The 15416-nt window shown below is 63.7% G+C and carries 15 protein-coding genes; 4 read left to right on the top strand and 11 right to left on the bottom strand.

Annotated features, from left to right (window positions below; all coding sequences use genetic code 11):
• Positions 1 to 43: 43 nt before the first annotated feature.
• The 5 genes from PC358_RS08735 to ribBA form a co-directional block, all read right to left on the bottom strand.
• Entirely contained in the window at positions 44 to 1192 is a 1149-nt protein-coding gene (locus PC358_RS08735; protein ID WP_033698901.1) for an ABC transporter ATP-binding protein, read from the bottom strand.
• An 18-nt stretch (positions 1193 to 1210) separates the two neighbouring features.
• Positions 1211 to 2020, bottom strand: a complete 810-nt coding sequence (locus PC358_RS08730; protein WP_033698900.1) for an ABC transporter permease — start codon at positions 2018 to 2020, stop codon at positions 1211 to 1213.
• Positions 2021 to 2026: 6 nt separating this feature from the next.
• Positions 2027 to 2944 carry an ABC transporter permease gene (locus PC358_RS08725; protein ID WP_033698899.1) on the bottom strand — a complete coding sequence of 306 codons (918 nt, stop codon included), beginning with the start codon at positions 2942 to 2944 and terminating at the stop codon, positions 2027 to 2029.
• Positions 2941 to 3966, bottom strand: coding sequence for a polyamine ABC transporter substrate-binding protein (locus PC358_RS08720; protein WP_033698898.1), 1026 nt, complete (start codon positions 3964 to 3966; stop codon positions 2941 to 2943). Before PC358_RS08720 ends, PC358_RS08725 begins: the two co-directional genes overlap by 4 nt.
• A 243-nt stretch (positions 3967 to 4209) precedes the next feature.
• Positions 4210 to 5331, bottom strand: a complete 1122-nt coding sequence (gene ribBA, locus PC358_RS08715; protein WP_033698897.1) for a bifunctional 3,4-dihydroxy-2-butanone-4-phosphate synthase/GTP cyclohydrolase II — start codon at positions 5329 to 5331, stop codon at positions 4210 to 4212.
• A gap of 78 nt (positions 5332 to 5409) precedes the next feature.
• Between ribBA and PC358_RS08710 the strand changes: the two genes are divergently transcribed.
• The 4 genes from PC358_RS08710 (at position 5410) to PC358_RS08695 (ending at position 8565) form a co-directional block, all read left to right on the top strand.
• A complete protein-coding gene (locus PC358_RS08710) occupies positions 5410 to 5703 on the top strand; it encodes a DUF1330 domain-containing protein (protein WP_033698896.1) in 294 nt (97 codons plus the stop codon).
• A gap of 108 nt (positions 5704 to 5811) precedes the next feature.
• On the top strand, positions 5812 to 6726 hold the full coding sequence (locus PC358_RS08705) for a PAAR domain-containing protein (RefSeq protein WP_241380916.1): 915 nt from the start codon (positions 5812 to 5814) through the stop codon (positions 6724 to 6726).
• The gene (locus tag PC358_RS28120) at positions 6708 to 7208 is read left to right on the top strand and encodes a hypothetical protein (RefSeq protein ID WP_241380915.1); all 501 of its coding nucleotides are present in this window, start codon (positions 6708 to 6710) and stop codon (positions 7206 to 7208) included. Before PC358_RS08705 ends, PC358_RS28120 begins: the two co-directional genes overlap by 19 nt.
• A gap of 451 nt (positions 7209 to 7659) precedes the next feature.
• Positions 7660 to 8565, top strand: a complete 906-nt coding sequence (locus PC358_RS08695) for a LysR family transcriptional regulator (RefSeq protein WP_033698895.1) — start codon at positions 7660 to 7662, stop codon at positions 8563 to 8565.
• A gap of 22 nt (positions 8566 to 8587) precedes the next feature.
• Here the strand turns inward: PC358_RS08695 and PC358_RS08690 are convergent, their stop codons facing one another.
• From PC358_RS08690 to purU, 6 genes are read right to left on the bottom strand one after another with little or no spacing between them, the layout of a single operon-like run.
• Positions 8588 to 9160 (bottom strand): aminomethyltransferase family protein, encoded by a 573-nt coding sequence (locus PC358_RS08690; RefSeq protein ID WP_033698894.1) that lies wholly within the window; start codon positions 9158 to 9160, stop codon positions 8588 to 8590.
• A 3-nt stretch (positions 9161 to 9163) separates the two neighbouring features.
• A complete protein-coding gene (locus PC358_RS08685) occupies positions 9164 to 12067 on the bottom strand; it encodes an FAD-dependent oxidoreductase (protein ID WP_033698892.1) in 2904 nt (967 codons plus the stop codon).
• Positions 12064 to 12369 carry a sarcosine oxidase subunit delta gene (locus PC358_RS08680; RefSeq protein ID WP_033698890.1) on the bottom strand — a complete coding sequence of 102 codons (306 nt, stop codon included), beginning with the start codon at positions 12367 to 12369 and terminating at the stop codon, positions 12064 to 12066. Before PC358_RS08680 ends, PC358_RS08685 begins: the two co-directional genes overlap by 4 nt.
• A gap of 11 nt (positions 12370 to 12380) precedes the next feature.
• The gene (locus PC358_RS08675) at positions 12381 to 13622 is read right to left on the bottom strand and encodes an FAD-dependent oxidoreductase (RefSeq protein ID WP_033698889.1); all 1242 of its coding nucleotides are present in this window, start codon (positions 13620 to 13622) and stop codon (positions 12381 to 12383) included.
• Positions 13604 to 14515, bottom strand: coding sequence for a bifunctional methylenetetrahydrofolate dehydrogenase/methenyltetrahydrofolate cyclohydrolase FolD (gene folD, locus PC358_RS08670; protein ID WP_033698888.1), 912 nt, complete (start codon positions 14513 to 14515; stop codon positions 13604 to 13606). Before folD ends, PC358_RS08675 begins: the two co-directional genes overlap by 19 nt.
• The gene (gene purU / locus PC358_RS08665; protein WP_033698887.1) at positions 14512 to 15378 is read right to left on the bottom strand and encodes a formyltetrahydrofolate deformylase; all 867 of its coding nucleotides are present in this window, start codon (positions 15376 to 15378) and stop codon (positions 14512 to 14514) included. The genes folD and purU overlap by 4 nt, the downstream gene beginning before the upstream one ends.
• Positions 15379 to 15416: the final 38 nt, after the last annotated feature.

Below are 15416 nucleotides of genomic sequence, written 5' to 3'. Positions count from 1 at the left end.
AAATATGACAGTCACCTGGGGCCGCTTTGCGGCCCCAGCACCCTCAGTGCGCGCCTGCCGACTTGCTCAGGTCACTCTCTGCCCACTCGGTATAGATGCAGGCATCGGCCACCGCCCAGCGCACGTTCACGGTGTCGCCCGGCTGCATCGGCATGCCTGCCGCAGACAGCGCCTTCACGGTCATCTCGGTACCGCCTGCGGTGACCACATGGCAGGTCTGGCTTTCACCCAGGAACAGCACCTCGGCGACCTTGGCAGCCACCTCGTTCCAGCCGGGCGGCAGGGGTTGCGCCGCAGCCTGGGCGGTGGTCAGCGCCAAGGCTTTTTCCGGGCGCACCATGATCAGCGCCTCCTGCCCGGCAGCCAAACCGGCGGTCAGGCGGATCGCCACAGGCTGGCCCTCGAAACTGCCCGCGCCGTTGCTGCTGGCCTTGATCCGCAGGAAGTTGGAGTTGCCCAGGAACGAGGCGACAAACGCATTTGGCGGGTTCTGGTAAAGGTCGTAACCACTGCCCAGCCCGACGATCTTGCCGTGGCTGAAGATGGCGATGCGCTGGGACAGGCGCATGGCCTCTTCCTGGTCATGGGTCACATAGACAATGGTGATTCCCAAGCGCCGGTGCAACTGGCGCAGTTCGTCCTGCAGGTCTTCACGCAGCTTCTTGTCGAGCGCGCCCAGCGGTTCGTCCATCAGCAGGATGCGGGGCTCGTAGACCAGCGCCCGGGCAATCGCCACGCGCTGCTGCTGGCCGCCGGACATCTGCGAAGGCTTGCGGTGGGCGAACTTCTCCAGTTGCACCAGCTTGAGCATGGCGTCGACCCGCTTGTTGATTTCGGCGCTGCCAAGCTTGCGGATGGCCAGGGGGAAGGCGATGTTGTCGCGCACGTTCAAGTGCGGGAACAGCGAGTAGCGCTGGAACACCATGCCGATATCACGCTTGTGCGGCGGCACGTTCACCAGTGATTGGCCCTCGACCAGAATCTCGCCGCTGCTCGGGGTCTCGAAACCGGCCAGCATCGACAGGGTCGTGGACTTGCCCGAACCGCTGGAGCCGAGAAAGGTCAGGAACTCGCCGTCCTGGATTTCCAGGTCGAGGTTGTCCACGGCGGTGAAGTCGCCGTAGTGCTTGTTCAGGCCGCGCAGGCTGACCAGGGTCTTGGTGTGCGCGTTGTCTTTGATCACTGCACTCATTGTTATTCTCTCCGGCACTCAGGCGTTGACTTCGGTGCGCCGGCGCAGGGCGGCGGCAATAATCATCACAAGCAGGGACAGGCCGATCAGCAGCGTCGAGGCCACGGCGATCACGGGGCTCAGGTCCTGGCGCAGGGTGGTCCACATCTTCACGGGCAGGGTCTGCAGGTCGGGGCTCGCCATCATCACGCTGAGCACCACTTCGTCCCACGAGACGAGGAAGGCGAACAGGCCGCCGGCGATCATCCCCGGGCGAATGGCCGGGAAGGTCACCTTGAAGATCGCCTGCAGGCGCGAGGCCCCGCAAATGACTGCAGCGTCCTCGATCGACTGGTCGAACAGCTTGAGCGAGTTGATGATCGAGATGATGGTGAAGGGCAGGGCGACGATCACGTGGCTGACCACGAACGCGAACAGCGTGCCGGTGTAGCCCAATTTGAGGAACAGCGCATACACCGCCACGGCGATGATCACCAGCGGCACGATCATCGGCATGGTGAACAGGCCGTAGAGCATCTCGCGGCCGGGGAAGCGGCCACGTACCAGGGCAAACGCGGTGGGCAGGCCCAGCAGTACTGCGGCGACCGTGGTCAGCACGGCGACCTTGAGGCTGGCCAGGGCTGCGTCTATCCACTCAGGGTTGGAGAAGAACTGGCCATACCATTTGAAGGTCCAGCCCGGTGGCGGGAATACCAGCCACTGGGACGAGCCGAACGACAGCAGCACGATGAACACCACCGGCAGCAACAGGAAGGCGGCGATGACCCCGGTGGTCAGGTACAAGCCCGTACGCAGCGGGCGGCCCATGGCATTGGGTGACAGGAGCATGGCGGATTACCTCGCGTTGCCGACCGGGGATTCCGGCTGCAGCTTCAGGTACAGGTAGAAGAGCACCAGGGTGATGACCACCAGCAGTGCGGCGGCGGCGCTGGCCAGGCCCCAGTTGAGGAACGACTGCACCTGCTGGATGATGAATTCGGGCAGCATCATGTTCTGCGCACCGCCGAGCAGGGCTGGGGTGACGTAGTAACCGAGCGACATCACGAACACCATCAACGCCCCCGAGAACAGCCCCGAGCGGCACAGCGGCAGGAACACCTTCCAGAAGTTGGTCCATGGGCTGGCGCCGCAGATCGAGCCTGCTTGCAGCACCATTGGGTCGATGGCATGCATGGTCGCCTGCAGCGGCAGCACGATGAACGGGATCATGATGTAGCTCATGCCGATTACCACGCCGGTGAGGTTGTGCACCATTTCCAGCGGGGTATCGATGATCCCCATGGCCATCAACGCCTTGTTGATCACCCCCGAACTCTGCAGCAACACCAGCCACGAGTAGGTGCGCGCCAGCAGGCTGGTCCACATCGACAGCAGCACGATGTTCAGCAGCCAGCGGCCCCAGCCATTGGGTACCAGGGTGATCGCCCAGGCCAGCGGGAAGCCCAGCAGCACGCTGATCAGCGTTACCACCCCAGCCACCGAGAAGGTGTTGAACAGCACCCGGGCGTAGGCTGAGTTGGCGAACAACTGCTCGTAGTTACCCAGGCCCGGCACCGGCTCCAGCACACCGCGCAGCAACAGGCCGATCAGCGGGGCGAAGAAGAACAGGCCAAGAAACAGCAAGGCAGGCAGCAGGTTGCGGCTGCCTTTCCAGCGCTGGCCCAAGCTCACGCGGCGGGGGGCCGTTCCCGGGGCGCCGGTGCCCGTGGGGGCACCTTGCGCATTGTGCAGGGCGTTGATGGCGACTTTCATTTGACCAGCCACTCATTCCAGCGCGCGGCGATGGCCTGGCCGTTCTTCGCCCAGTAGGCGAAGTCCAGGGTTACCTGGTCCTGGGCGTAGGCGGTCGGCAGGTTTGGCGCGAGGTCGGCTTTGAGCTTGGGCACGCTGTCCAGGTTGACAGGTGCGTACGCCGTGAGGTTGGCAAAATCGGCCTGGCCTTCGGGGCTGCTGGCGTTGGCCAGGAACTTCATGGCCGCGTCCTTGTTCTTGGCGCCTTTGGGGATGACCAGGAAGTCGGCCATGACCAGGTTCTGCTTCCAGCTCACGCCAACCGGTGCACCGTCTTGCTGCAAGGCGTAGACGCGGCCGTTCCAGAACTGGCCAAGCGAGGCTTCACCGGAGGCCAGCAATTGCTGCGACTGGGCGCCACCGCCCCACCAGACGATGTCTTTCTTGATGGTGTCGAGTTTCTTGAAGGCGCGGTCCAGGTCCAGCGGGTAGAGCTTGTCGGGCGCGACGCCGTCGGCCAGCAAGGCCAGCTCCAGCACGCCGGGGCTCGGCCACTTGTACAGGGCGCGCTTGCCGGGGTAGGTCTTGGTGTCGAACAGCGAGGTCCAGTCCACTGGCTTGTTGGCACCGAGCTTGCCTTCGTTGTAGCCGAGCACGAACGAGAAGAAGAACGAGCCGACGCCATGATCGGAGACGAAGCGCGGGTCGATGCGGTCTTTCTTGACCGTGTTGAAATCCAGGGGTTCGAGCAGGCCTTCGCTGGCGGCGCGCAGGGCGAAGTCGGCTTCGACGTCGACCACGTCCCACTGCACGTTGCCGCTCTCGACCATGGCCTTTAGCTTGCCGTAGTCGGTCGGGCCGTCCTGGACGACTTTGATATTGGTCGATTTGGAGAAGGGTACGGCCCATGCTTCTTTCTGGGCGTCCTGGGTGGTACCGCCCCAGCTGACGAAGTTCAGGCTGTCAGCGGCCTGCGTGGCCTGACAGGCCAGGGTCAGCAGGCTGGCGGACAGCACTGCGGTTACACGTTTGCTCAACAGCATGGTTACGCCCTCGTTGCTTTTGTTATTCGAGGCGGGGCTTTTTGGTGCGCCCGCCAACAGTATTCGGGGAGCAGCTAAAACAAAGTGTCGTGTGGCCGATTGTGATTCTAGGTGCTGGCCTGCACATTCAAGGTCTACGGGATATCATATTATGGTATTCCAAACTTTTGGCAAGAGGCGAAGGCGACCGGCCATCACTCCACCTCTGCAAACATCCCAACGCTGTTGGGTGTAGGGGCGGTGTCAGCCTTCCACACCGGGTTCGAAGGGAATGCTCTGCACCACTTCCAGCTCATACCCCGCCAGCCCCGCGTACTTCAGCGGCGGCCCCAGATGGCGCAGCTTGCCCACGCCCAGATCCTGCAGAATCTGCGCCCCGGTACCGACCTCCGAATACACCTTGGACTGCCCGCGTTGGTAAGGCCGCACCGGCTGGGTCAGTTGCGGCACGCGTTCGAGCAACGCCTGCGAGGATTCATGGTTGGCCAGGATCACCACCACGCCGGTACCTTCCTCGGCCACCTTCTGCAGCGCCGCCCACAGCGTCCAGTTGGCCGGGCCTGCATATTCGGCGCCCACCAGGTCGCGCAGCGGGTCGATCACATGCACGCGCACCAGGGTGGGCTGTTCGCGGCGGATATCACCCATCACCATGGCCATGTGCACACCGCCTTCGATGCGGTCTTCATAGGTGACCAGGCGGAAGGTGCCGTGCACCGTGGGCAGTTCGCGTTCGCCGATGCGCTTGATGGTCTGTTCGGTGCTCAGGCGGTAGTGGATCAGGTCGGCGATGGTGCCGATCTTGATGCCGTGCCGTGCTGCGAACACTTCCAGGTCCGGGCGGCGGGCCATGGTGCCGTCGTCGTTGAGCACTTCGACGATTACCGAAGCGGCGCTGAAACCGGCCAGGCGGGCCAGGTCGCAGCCGGCTTCGGTGTGGCCGGCGCGGGTCAGCACACCGCCTTCGCGGGCACGCAAGGGGAAGATATGCCCAGGCTGTACCAGGTCTTCGGGGCGTGCGCTCGGCGCCATGGCCGCCGCCACGGTGCGTGCCCGGTCAGCCGCGGAAATACCGGTGGTAACGCCCGTGGCGGCTTCGATCGACACCGTGAAGGCGGTGCTGAACACGCTGCCGTTGGCCGGCACCATCTGCTCCAGGCCCAGGCGCTGGCAGTGATCGTCGGTCAAGGTCAGGCAGATCAGGCCACGGGCTTCGCGGGCCATGAAGTTGATGGCCTGGGCGTCACAGCGCTCGGCGGCGATCAGCAGGTCGCCTTCGTTTTCTCGATCCTCGTCGTCCACCAGCAGTACCATTTTGCCTTGCCGGTAGTCTTCGAGGAGTTCTTCGATGCTGTTGAAAGCCATGTTGCACGCTCGCTGTGATGGGGTGATTATTATGGTATACCATCATACACAAATAGATTTGCAACAGGAGATCAGCGGATGAAAGCGTATTGGATCGCCCATGTGGACGTGACCGACCCTGAGCAGTACCAGCAGTACACCCAGCGTGCGCCTGCCGCCTTTGCGGTTTTCGGTGGGCGGTTTCTGGCCCGGGGTGGGCGCAGCGAGGCGATGGAAGGCAGGCAGACGCCGCAGCGCAGTGTGGTGATCGAGTTCGAATCGTATGAGCAGGCGCTGGCCTGTTACCGGTCCGAGCTGTACCAGGACGCCTGCGGCCATCGCCAAGGCGTGGCGAAGGCTGAGGTCATCATCGTCGAGGGGTTCGAGCCCTGAGCGGATGAGCGCTGGCGTTCTTGTAAGGGAATTCTGATTTTCCTCGAACCAGGTCTGTACATGTTTTTCCAGTGCTAGCTTCCAGCTTTCTACGGCCGGAGGCTATTCATGACGCGCATATCGATACATGGAAAAGGGCAAGCGCTGGATGGCGATATCACCACCACAGGCGCGGTTTGCATTGCCAGCAGTACGAACTTCCGGGGGGACAACCGACGTGCACTGCGCCTGGGCGATGCCACGACCGAGTGCCCGAACTGCAAGAAGGCCGGGGTCATTGTAGAAGGGGTGAGTTTTTTCATCATCGGAGGTAAACCGGCAGTTGTGGATGGGGCGCTGGTCAAGTGTGATTGCCCAAACGGCAGCAACCGGGTCATCGCGCAGTCAGCCATGCACAGAGCAGGCAGCCATTCTGCTCAGGCTACATCGCCTGCCTCTGCCGCCCGTCACTCGGCTTCTATAGCAGGGCAAAGCCCTGCACAGGCGTACCCCGCATTTCCCGTCGGCTCATCGTCTGTACTTGAGCCTGGCTTCCATATTGTGCAACGCAGCATGTCGTTCGAGCAGGTGCTTCAGAGCCTTGGCGCGACGCACAGCCCTTTGCCAGTGGCGTTTTTGCAGCGCTTGAATCCTACGTACCCAGAGGGTTTCAAGGCGGGTGAAATTTTTGTGCTCGGCAGCCCCCACAGCGGGTTTTCCTGCAGTGCAGCGGAGGCCGAATTGATTATGGTGGCGGAGGAGGCAAGAGCGTCGCTGGCGATCCTTTCCGAGGAGGAGGCAAACTTCATGATGAAGCACATCGGTGAGATTGCCGGGGTGCTCAATGGGGCAAGTCAGTCAATGGGGGTGGGTAAGGACATGCTGGAGCGGGGGCTGTCGCAGGTGAAGGATACGTTGAAAGGCATCGAAGCCTTACACCAACGCCAATTTGCGCTCCATGGTCATCTAAATAGCCCTGAATTTTTTGCGTTGCGCAAGGAGCTCCACAAGCAACTGATGGCCAATTGCGCACGGCGTTTTTGAACAAATCGCTAGGTTTGGGAAGCTACGATAATTTACGACGTGATCTCGGGATCTCTACCAAGAGTGTGGTGCATCACTGGAAGAAAGCGGGTGTACCAGGGCAGATCCCGGGTTACGTGACGCATCTGGACGAAGTGGCAAAGGTCTCAAAGTATCTGAAGTATGGCGGTTGGGTTGGGATCGGACTTGGCGCCGGTGCTTCCTACCTGAAAGTACATGAAGCTTGCCGTGCAGGTGAGACCGATGAGTGTAAGAAAGTACGTTTTACGGAGACCGGCAGTTTCTCAGGTGGGCTTGCCGGTGGGGCGTTGGGCGCGGGGGCTGGAAGAGCAGCTGCTGTAGCCGTGTGCCAATTTGGAGTTTGGGGTAAAGCTGCCTGCGGCATAGTCACAGTTGGCGCCACAGCCTTTGGCGTATCTCAAGGTGTAGAGGTAATCGGCGAAAAGGCGGGGGAGCAAATTTATGAGTTTATATATAACTAGGTTGGAGGATTGGTCGATTTATGCTCGTTTGGCCTTCTTGTGCTCCCCTCTGGTTATGATTTTTATAGGGTTAGCGATTGATTTCTACATTGCAGGTTCGCGGCATTTCATGGTGATGTGTCACGCGTTCAGGCGCAGTTCGTTACTGGTAGAGGAGACTCAGTTTTCAGGAACACTGAGCCTACGTGCGAGGTTCATGGTTGTAGCAGGGATGAGCAGTGCAGTTCTTTGGCCTAACCTCTTCATCCGCCGTGGCCAGTTACATCCTGAGGATAATGACCAATTCCCCGAATATTTGCGGCGGCGAATGAGCGTAGCAATGGCACTGATGGTTGCTGGTGCAATATGGTCAGTGCTTGGTGTTATTTTCGTAGAAATGTAAAGCATTATGCAGCTGCACTGAGGGTAGAAAACCGCTATAAAGCGGCGGACTGTCATCAAGAGCGAGACAATGAACCCCTACGAAGACATGCGTATCTTTGCCCAGGTCATGGAAGCCGGCAGCTTCACCGCTGCCGCCGACCGCCTGGGCATGTCCAAGCAATCGGTCAGCCGGCGCCTGATGCAGCTCGAAGAACGCCTGGGCGTGCGCCTGCTCAACCGCTCCACCCGGCGCCTGGACGCCACGCCGCTCGGCCAGCACTACTACCAGTCGGCGCTGCGCCTGCTGGGCGAAGTGCAACAGGTGGAGCACGACATCAGCGGCCAGGCACAGGCCCTGCGCGGTACCTTGCGTCTGAGTGCGCCGCTGTCGTTTGCCATGTCGCACCTGGGCTGCCTGCTGACCGAGTTTCTGCGCTTGCACCCGCAGCTGGATGTGGAGGTGGACCTCAGCGACCGTGCGGTGGACCTGATCGGCGAAGGCTACGACCTGGCCCTGCGCATCGGCGCGCTGGAGGACTCCAGCCTGATCGCGCGGCGGATTGCCAGCGTCGAGCGGGTGTATTGCGCCAGCCCGGCGTATCTGGACGCGCGAGGCGTGCCGCAGCGGCCCGAAGCGCTGGCCGAGCATGACTGCCTGCCCTATGGGCATTCACGACAGGTGCAATGGCAGTTCACCCAAGGTGGCAAGGCTCAGGCCATCGCGGTGACCGGTCGGATGCGGGCCAACAATGGCGAGCTGCTGAGGGACGCGGCGATTGCCGGGATGGGGGTGACGTACCTGCCGACCTTCATTGTCGGGCAGGCGTTGGCCGATGGGCTGTTGGTAAGTCTGCTGCAAGGCTGGACACCGCCGGCGTTGCAGTTGTCGGCGGTGTATCCGCAGCACCGGCAGGTGGCCAGGCCGGTGCAGGGGTTTGTCGAGTTTCTACGGGAGCGATTGGCGCAACTTCAAGTGCTGAACGGCCTGTATTGATCGTGTGGGCTTGTTTGGGGATTCACCCGACAAGCCGCCCATCGAACTCCGCCATGGCATCCAGCATCGCCTCGCGGAAATACGCCAGCGAAGGCCGATCAAACAGGATCTGCAACCTCGGCACCCCCTCACTGGCCACATTCACCACAATCACGTTGATCCGCGCCGCCGATGTCTGCGCCACGGCACCGACCGGAAACGCCTCTGCACGCAGGTCAACGCCACACAGCTTGGCCATCACCGCGCTGCAATGCTGCCCCGACACCTGCAGCCAGGCATGGCTGTCCTGGCGCGGCAGCAGGTAGTTGCGCTGGGCGCCCTGCACCCACTCGGCCTCTTGCGCGGCCACCCTCGCGCCCTGGTCGCTGAGGCTGCCCAACAGTAAATACTCACTGGCCGACAGGCGCACCACCCAGCCACCGTCGTCCTGGCGCAGTGCCTGGTTAGGCAGCGATGGCAAATGGTAACCGTGCGCTTGCAGGTAGCCCGCGCTGTCGCTGCCCCGAAAACCGACCCGCGGCAAATCGGTGAGGTCGGTCAACGCGCAGGTCTGCGGGCCGTTTGAGAGGAATGCTTGCGTGTTCAGGTTGGTCATGGCTCAGCGTTCCTGGCGCAGGTTGTCGGGGTCGTGGAAGGGCAGTTGCACCACCTTGGCATTGACCATCACCCCGCCCTCGACGCGGATCGGGATGTGCATGCCAGGCGTGGCCTGATGGGCGCCGGCGTAGGCCAGGCCGATGATCTGCCCGAGGGTTTGCGAGTACTCGCAGGAGGTGACGTTGCCGCTGATGTCCGGGCCGTCCAGCACCAGGTGGCCTTCCAGCGGCTGCGGGCTGCCCTTGGGCAGGGTGAAGCCGACCAGCTTGCGCTTGAGCGGCTGCGCTTCAAGGATCTCGATCGAACGTTTGCCGACGAAAAACGGCTTCTTGCGGCCGATTGCCCATTGCATGTCGATCTCGGCCGGGTGGGTCATGCCGTCGGTGTCCTGGCTGATGATCACATGGCCCTTTTCCAGGCGCAGCAGGCGCTGAGCCTCGACGCCGAAGGGGCGGATACCCAGCCCGGCACCGGCCTGCATCAACGCGTCCCACAGGCGTTCGGCATGGCGCGCCGGCACATGCACCTCATAGCCCAGCTCGCCAACGAAACCGACCCGCAAGATGCGCGCCGCGATGCCGGCCACCTTGCCCAGGCGCACGCCCAGGTAAGGGAAGGCCTCGGCCGAAAGATCCACACCCTCGCACACCGTGGCCAGCACCTGGCGCGACAAGGGGCCTGCCAGGTTGACGGCGGCCAGGGCGGCGGTGACGTTGGTGATGTCCACGTCCAGCCGCCACTGCGCGTTCCACTTGAGCATCTGCTGGTAGATGCGGTCGACGCCACTGGTGGTGGCGGTGACGTAGAAATGCTGCTCGCTCAGGCGGGCGCACACGCCATCATCGATCACCACGCCATGCTCGTTGGTCATCAGCGCATAGCGAGTGCGGCCGATGGCCAGCTTGGCAAAGCCGAAGGTGTACAGGCGTTCGAGCAGTTCGGCGGCGTCTGGGCCGCGCACGTCGAGGCCGCCCAAGGTGGAGACGTCGATCAGGCCGACCTTTTCGCGCACATGGCGGGCTTCTTCCTGCATGCAGCGTTCGCGCTCGTCGGGTTTGCCGTAGTAGGCAGGGCGCTGCCAGATGCCGGCGGGCATCATCTTCGCGCCCGCCGCCACATGGCGGCGGTGCATCGGCGTCTGCCGGTACGGGTCGAAGGCACGGCCGGCGACATGCGCCAGCTTCTCGGCCTGAAAGGGTGGCCGGGCGGTGGTCACGCCGGTTTCGCTGATGCTGCGCCCGGTGGCCTGGGCCACCAGACGCGCGGTGGGCAGCGCCGAATGCCGGCCCTGGGACGGGCCCATGCCCACCGTGGAGAAACGCTTGACCAGTTGCACGTCGCGGTAGCCACTGCGGGTGGCGTTGACGATGTCGCGCACCTGCAAGTCTTCATCGAAATCGACGAAGTCCTTGCCCTTGGGGTGCGGGAAGATCGGCCAGGGGAAGTTGACCTTGGCCTCGGGGCCGAAAGCCGTCAGCGCGGGCGCTGGCAGGCCCAGCGCCGCGACCGCCTCGGCAGCGGCGCGGGTCGCGTCGGCGAGCACGTTGTCCAGGTGATGCCGGCCATTCACCGAACCTGCGATAGCCAGACCGACTGGCAAGTTGCTGAGGCTGAACGCATCACGGACGACGTCGTATGCCAGCTTGCCGCCTGCCTGGCACAGCAGTTGATATACCGGCATGTAGCCGGCCGACATGCACAGCAGGTCGCAGGCCAGGCGCAGGCCTTGCGTACCCACCTTGCCTTGGCCGGTGATGGGGCGGATGTCGACGCCGCTGACATGGCGCAGGCCCTTGTCGTGCAGGGCTTCATAAACGGTGCTGCCCAGGTGCAGAGGGATGTCGCGGCGCTTGAGCTCGCTGGCCAATGCGGCGTCTGCCGGCGCCGCGCGCATGTCCACCAGGGCGGCGACGGCCACGCCTTGATCTTGCAGGTCGAGGGCCGCCAGGTAGCCGTCGTCGTGGCCGGTGAGGACCACCGCACGCTGCCCCGGCTTGACCGCGTACAACTTCATCAGCCGTTGCGCGGCGCTGGTCAGCATGATCCCGGGCAGGTCGTTGTTGCGGAACACCACCGGCTGGTCGAACGCACCGGCCGTGACCAGGCAGCGAGTGGCACGCACCTTGTACAGGCGTGTGTGCTGGATCACCGGCAGGTAGTTGTCGGTGAACCAGCCATTACAGGTGGCTTGCAGCAGCACCTGGATGTTCGGGTGGGCCTCGACGGCATCGAGCAATGCCTGGCGCAGGTGGCTGGCGCGGGTGCCGGCAATGTCGAAGCGGGCGTAGGTGAGCGAACCGCCCAGCACGGGCTGCTGCTCGATCAGCAGCACCTTGGCCCCGGCAGTGGCTGCGTCCAGCGCCGCGCGCAGGCCAGCAGGGCCGCCGCCGATCACGGCCACGTCGACAAACAGGTAAGCCTTGTCGTGGTACTGCGGCTTGAAGCCCAGGTCGAGCACGCCAAGGCCGGCTTTCTTGCGGATCAGCGGCTCCCAGACCTTCCACATGCCTTTGGGCTTGTAGAACGACCGGTAATAGAAGCCAACCGGCATGAACCGCGAAAACTTGCCCAGGTAGGCGTCACGGTCGTGCTCCAGGCTACCGTTGAAGTTCTGGCCTTCGACCACCTGGCCATCACGGGCCGCCTCCATATCGGCCAGCACGTTGGGTTCGTCGGGCAGTTGCACCAAGGTGTTGGCATCTTGCCCGGCCAGGCTCAGCGGGCCACGCGGGCGGTGGTACTTGAACGAGCGCGACAGCAGCCAGCGGCCACTGCCGAGCAGTGCGCTGGCGATGCTGTCGCCCGCAAAGCCCTGGCAGGCCTGGCCATCGAAGACAAAGCGCAGCGGCCGCTCGCGGTCGATCAAAAGGCCCATGGGGGCGGGGAGGCGAGTGAGGCTGTTCATCCGGCAATCTCCGGGTTGGCGGCTGGGGTGAACTCGACACGGCGGTCGAAGATTTCGTTTGGGTCGAAGGTGCGCAGCACCTGGTCGCTGACCGTGTGGCGCTCGGCCAGGAACCAGTAGCTGGAAGCGTTGTGCAGCCACCATTCGGTGACCACACCGGCAAGGTTGTCGCTGTTGAACACGTAGTCGGCCCATTCGACGTCGCTGCAACGGGCCGGGTCGGGCATTAGCTTGAACTCGCCGCCGTAGGTGAATTCGCTGATGTTGCGCGGGCCGTTCAAGGGGCAGGTGAGGATCTTCATCGTGCGTTCCTCTAGTGGCTGGCCGCAGTCGCGCCCATCTCGTTGACTTGCTGGAAGCGGCTGAAGCGCTCCAGGGCGAACGGCGCGATCATCTCTGGCACCTTGCCGCCACTGGCGACCAGCTCGGCCATGGTCTTGCCGCAGATGGGCGTGGCCTTGAAGCCCCAGGTACCCCAGCCGGCGTCCAGGTAGTAGTTGTCGACCGGCGACAGGCCCATGATCGGGCTGTAGTCCGGGGTCATGTCGGTGCTCCCGGCCCATTGGCGCATCAGCTTGGCGTTGGCCATGAACGGGAACATCTCGATGGCGTGGGCCAGCAGGCTTTCCTTGAGGTCGAGGGTGGAGCGGGTGTTGTACAGCGGGTACGGGTCGGAGCCGCCGCCGAAGACGATTTCGCCACGGCTGGTCTGCTGCACGTAGCAGTGCAGCGCCGACGAGCTGACCAGCGGATCGAGAAACGGCTTGAACGGCTGAGTGACCATGGCCTGCAGCGGGTAGGTGTGGATCGGCGCGCGGATGCCGGCCTTGGCCATCAATAGCGAACTGGCCCCGGCCACCGCCTGCACCACGCAACCGCACTGCACGGTGCCGCGGTTGGTCTTGACCGCCTCGATGCGCCCGTTGCGGATCAGCAGCTCCTGCACTTCGGTCAGCTGGTGGATCTGCACACCGCGCTTGGCCGCCTGCTTGGCATAGCCCCAGGCCACGGCGTCGTGGCGCGCGGTGGCGCCGTCGATATGCCACAGCCCAGCCAGCACCGGCAGGTGGCCGGGGTCGAGGTTGAGGCTCGGCACCAGCTCGCGAATCTGCTGGCGGTCGATCATCTCGGTGCGCCCGCCGAAGTGCTTGTTGACCTCGGCCCGCTGGCGGAAGGCCCGCACGGTGGCGTCGGTGTGCGCCAGGGTGAGCTGGCCGCGCTCGGAGTACATGATGTTGAAGTCGAACTCGTTGGACAGGTTCTGGAACATCCGCACGGATTCTGCGTAGAAGCGCACGCCCTCGCTGGTGAGGTAGTTGGAGCGGATCACCGCCGTGTTGCGTGCGGTGTTGCCGCCGCCTAGGTAGGCCTTTTCCAGCACCGCGACGTTGGTGATGCCGTGGTACTTGGCCAGGTAATAGGCGATGGCCAGCCCGTGGCCGCCGCCACCGATGATCACCACGTCGTAGTGCGGCTTGAGGTCGCAAGGGGGTGGCAGGTCGACTTCTACCGGGTAGTCGGCACTCAGGCCGTATTTCAGCAGGGCGAAAGGCATGCGGTGCGCTCCTGTTGGGCGGCCTGTTGTTGCAGGTCGAGGGCGAGCAGGGTGTTTTTCATCAGGTAGGCGATGGTCATCGGGCCGACGCCGCCGGGCACCGGGGTGATGCCGGCGACCTGGGGCAAGGCGGCGGCAAAGTCGACATCGCCGACCAGGCGGCTGCGGCCGTGTTCATCGATGCGGTTGATGCCCACGTCGATCACCACCGCGCCGGGCTTGAGCCAGTCGGCACCGATCAACCGTGGCTTGCCGACCGCCGCAACGAGGATGTCGGCCTGGCGGCACAACGTTGGCAGGTCGTGGCTGCGCGAGTGCACCACGGTCACCGTGCAGTCGGCCTGCAACAGCAACGCCGCCATGGGTTTGCCGACGATGTTCGAGCGGCCGACCACCACCGCATGCTTGCCGCGCAACTCACCGCAGGCATCGCGCAGCAGGCGCATGCAGCCACTGGGCGTGCAAGGGGTGAGCACATCGCGGCCCTGGGCCAGGCCGCCGACGTTTTCACTGTGAAAGCCATCCACGTCCTTGAGCGGGCTGATGGCCTGCAGCACGCGGTGTGCGTCGATATGCGCCGGCAGTGGCAACTGCACGAGGATGCCGTTGACCGCGCTGTCGCGGTTGAGCCGGCCTATAAGGGTCAGCAGGTGCGCCTGGGAGGTGTCGGCGGGCAGGCGATGTTCCAGCGAGTGGATGCCCACTTCCTCGGCACGCAGCACCTTGTTGCGCACATACACCTGGCTGGCGGCATCTGCCCCCACCAGCACAACGGCCAGGCCCGGTTGCACGCCGCCCTGGCGCAAGGTCTGCACCTGCTCTCGGACTTCAGCCAATACCCGCGCGGCGGTGGCCTTGCCGTCGATCAGTTTGACGCTGAGGGTGGCGTTCATTTGAAGATCACCGTGCGGTCGTGGTTGAGGAACACCCGGTGCTCCAGGTGGTACTTCACCGCACGGGACAACGCGATGGTCTCGGTGTCACGACCGATCGCCACCAGGTTTTCGGGGGCGTAGGCGTGGTCCACGCGCTGCACTTCCTGCTCGATGATCGGGCCTTCGTCGAGGTCGCTGGTGACGTAGTGGGCGGTGGCACCGATCAGCTTGACGCCCCGCTGATAGGCCTGGTGATAGGGCTTGGCACCCTTGAAGCCGGGCAGGAACGAGTGGTGGATGTTGATTGCCCGGCCGGACAGCTGGCGGCACAGGTCGTCGGAGAGGATTTGCATGTAACGCGCCAGTACCACCAGCTCGGTGCCGCTGTCCTCGACGATGCGCATCAGCGCGGCCTCCTGCTCGGCCTTGGTCTCCCTGGTCACCGGCAGGTAGACGAAACGGATGCCCTGGCGCTCGGCCATGGGGCGCAGGTCGAGGTGGTTGGAGACCACCGCGGTGATGTGCATGTCCAGCTCGCCCTTGGCGTGGCGGTAGAGCAGGTCGGACAGGCAGTGGTCGAACTTGCTGACCATCAGCAGCACGCGCATCGGGCGGGCGCTGCTGTGCAGGCTCCAGTCCATGTCGAAGCGCTGGGCAACGTCGGTGAAGCCCGCTTCCAGTTGCGCTGTGTCGCCGCTCACGCCGGTGTTGTAGCGGAACACGGCGCGCATGAAGAAGCGGCCATTGTCCTCGTCGTCGAACTGCGCCATTTCGCTGATGTAGCAACCGTGCTCGGCCAGGTAGGTGGTCACTGCGGCGACGATGCCGGACACGGCCGGGCAGCTGACGCGCAGGATGAAATGATCGGGAGCGGGGTGCATGTCGGGGCCTCGTGGTGGAGTGGGGCAGGTCGGCACAA

The organism is Pseudomonas capeferrum (assembly GCF_000731675.1).
Lineage (GTDB): Bacteria > Pseudomonadota > Gammaproteobacteria > Pseudomonadales > Pseudomonadaceae > Aquipseudomonas > Aquipseudomonas capeferrum.
The sequence above is the reverse complement of the archived record's forward strand: the minus strand, read 5'-3'. Positions and strand labels throughout refer to the sequence as shown.

Bases quoted from the DNA above. Each gene is read 5' to 3' on its own strand.
- PC358_RS08735 (WP_033698901.1), bottom strand. From the start codon at position 1,192: ATGAGTGCAGTGATCAAAGACAACGCGCACACCAAGACCCTGGTCAGC.
- PC358_RS08730 (WP_033698900.1), bottom strand. From the start codon at position 2,020: ATGCTCCTGTCACCCAATGCCATGGGCCGCCCGCTGCGTACGGGCTTG.
- PC358_RS08725 (WP_033698899.1), bottom strand. From the start codon at position 2,944: ATGAAAGTCGCCATCAACGCCCTGCACAATGCGCAAGGTGCCCCCACG.
- PC358_RS08720 (WP_033698898.1), bottom strand. From the start codon at position 3,966: ATGCTGTTGAGCAAACGTGTAACCGCAGTGCTGTCCGCCAGCCTGCTG.
- ribBA (WP_033698897.1), bottom strand. From the start codon at position 5,331: ATGGCTTTCAACAGCATCGAAGAACTCCTCGAAGACTACCGGCAAGGC.
- PC358_RS08710 (WP_033698896.1), top strand. From the start codon at position 5,410: ATGAAAGCGTATTGGATCGCCCATGTGGACGTGACCGACCCTGAGCAG.
- PC358_RS08705 (WP_241380916.1), top strand. From the start codon at position 5,812: ATGACGCGCATATCGATACATGGAAAAGGGCAAGCGCTGGATGGCGAT.
- PC358_RS08695 (WP_033698895.1), top strand. From the start codon at position 7,660: ATGAACCCCTACGAAGACATGCGTATCTTTGCCCAGGTCATGGAAGCC.
- PC358_RS08690 (WP_033698894.1), bottom strand. From the start codon at position 9,160: ATGACCAACCTGAACACGCAAGCATTCCTCTCAAACGGCCCGCAGACC.
- PC358_RS08685 (WP_033698892.1), bottom strand. From the start codon at position 12,067: ATGAACAGCCTCACTCGCCTCCCCGCCCCCATGGGCCTTTTGATCGAC.
- PC358_RS08680 (WP_033698890.1), bottom strand. From the start codon at position 12,369: ATGAAGATCCTCACCTGCCCCTTGAACGGCCCGCGCAACATCAGCGAA.
- PC358_RS08675 (WP_033698889.1), bottom strand. From the start codon at position 13,622: ATGCCTTTCGCCCTGCTGAAATACGGCCTGAGTGCCGACTACCCGGTA.
- folD (WP_033698888.1), bottom strand. From the start codon at position 14,515: ATGAACGCCACCCTCAGCGTCAAACTGATCGACGGCAAGGCCACCGCC.
- purU (WP_033698887.1), bottom strand. From the start codon at position 15,378: ATGCACCCCGCTCCCGATCATTTCATCCTGCGCGTCAGCTGCCCGGCC.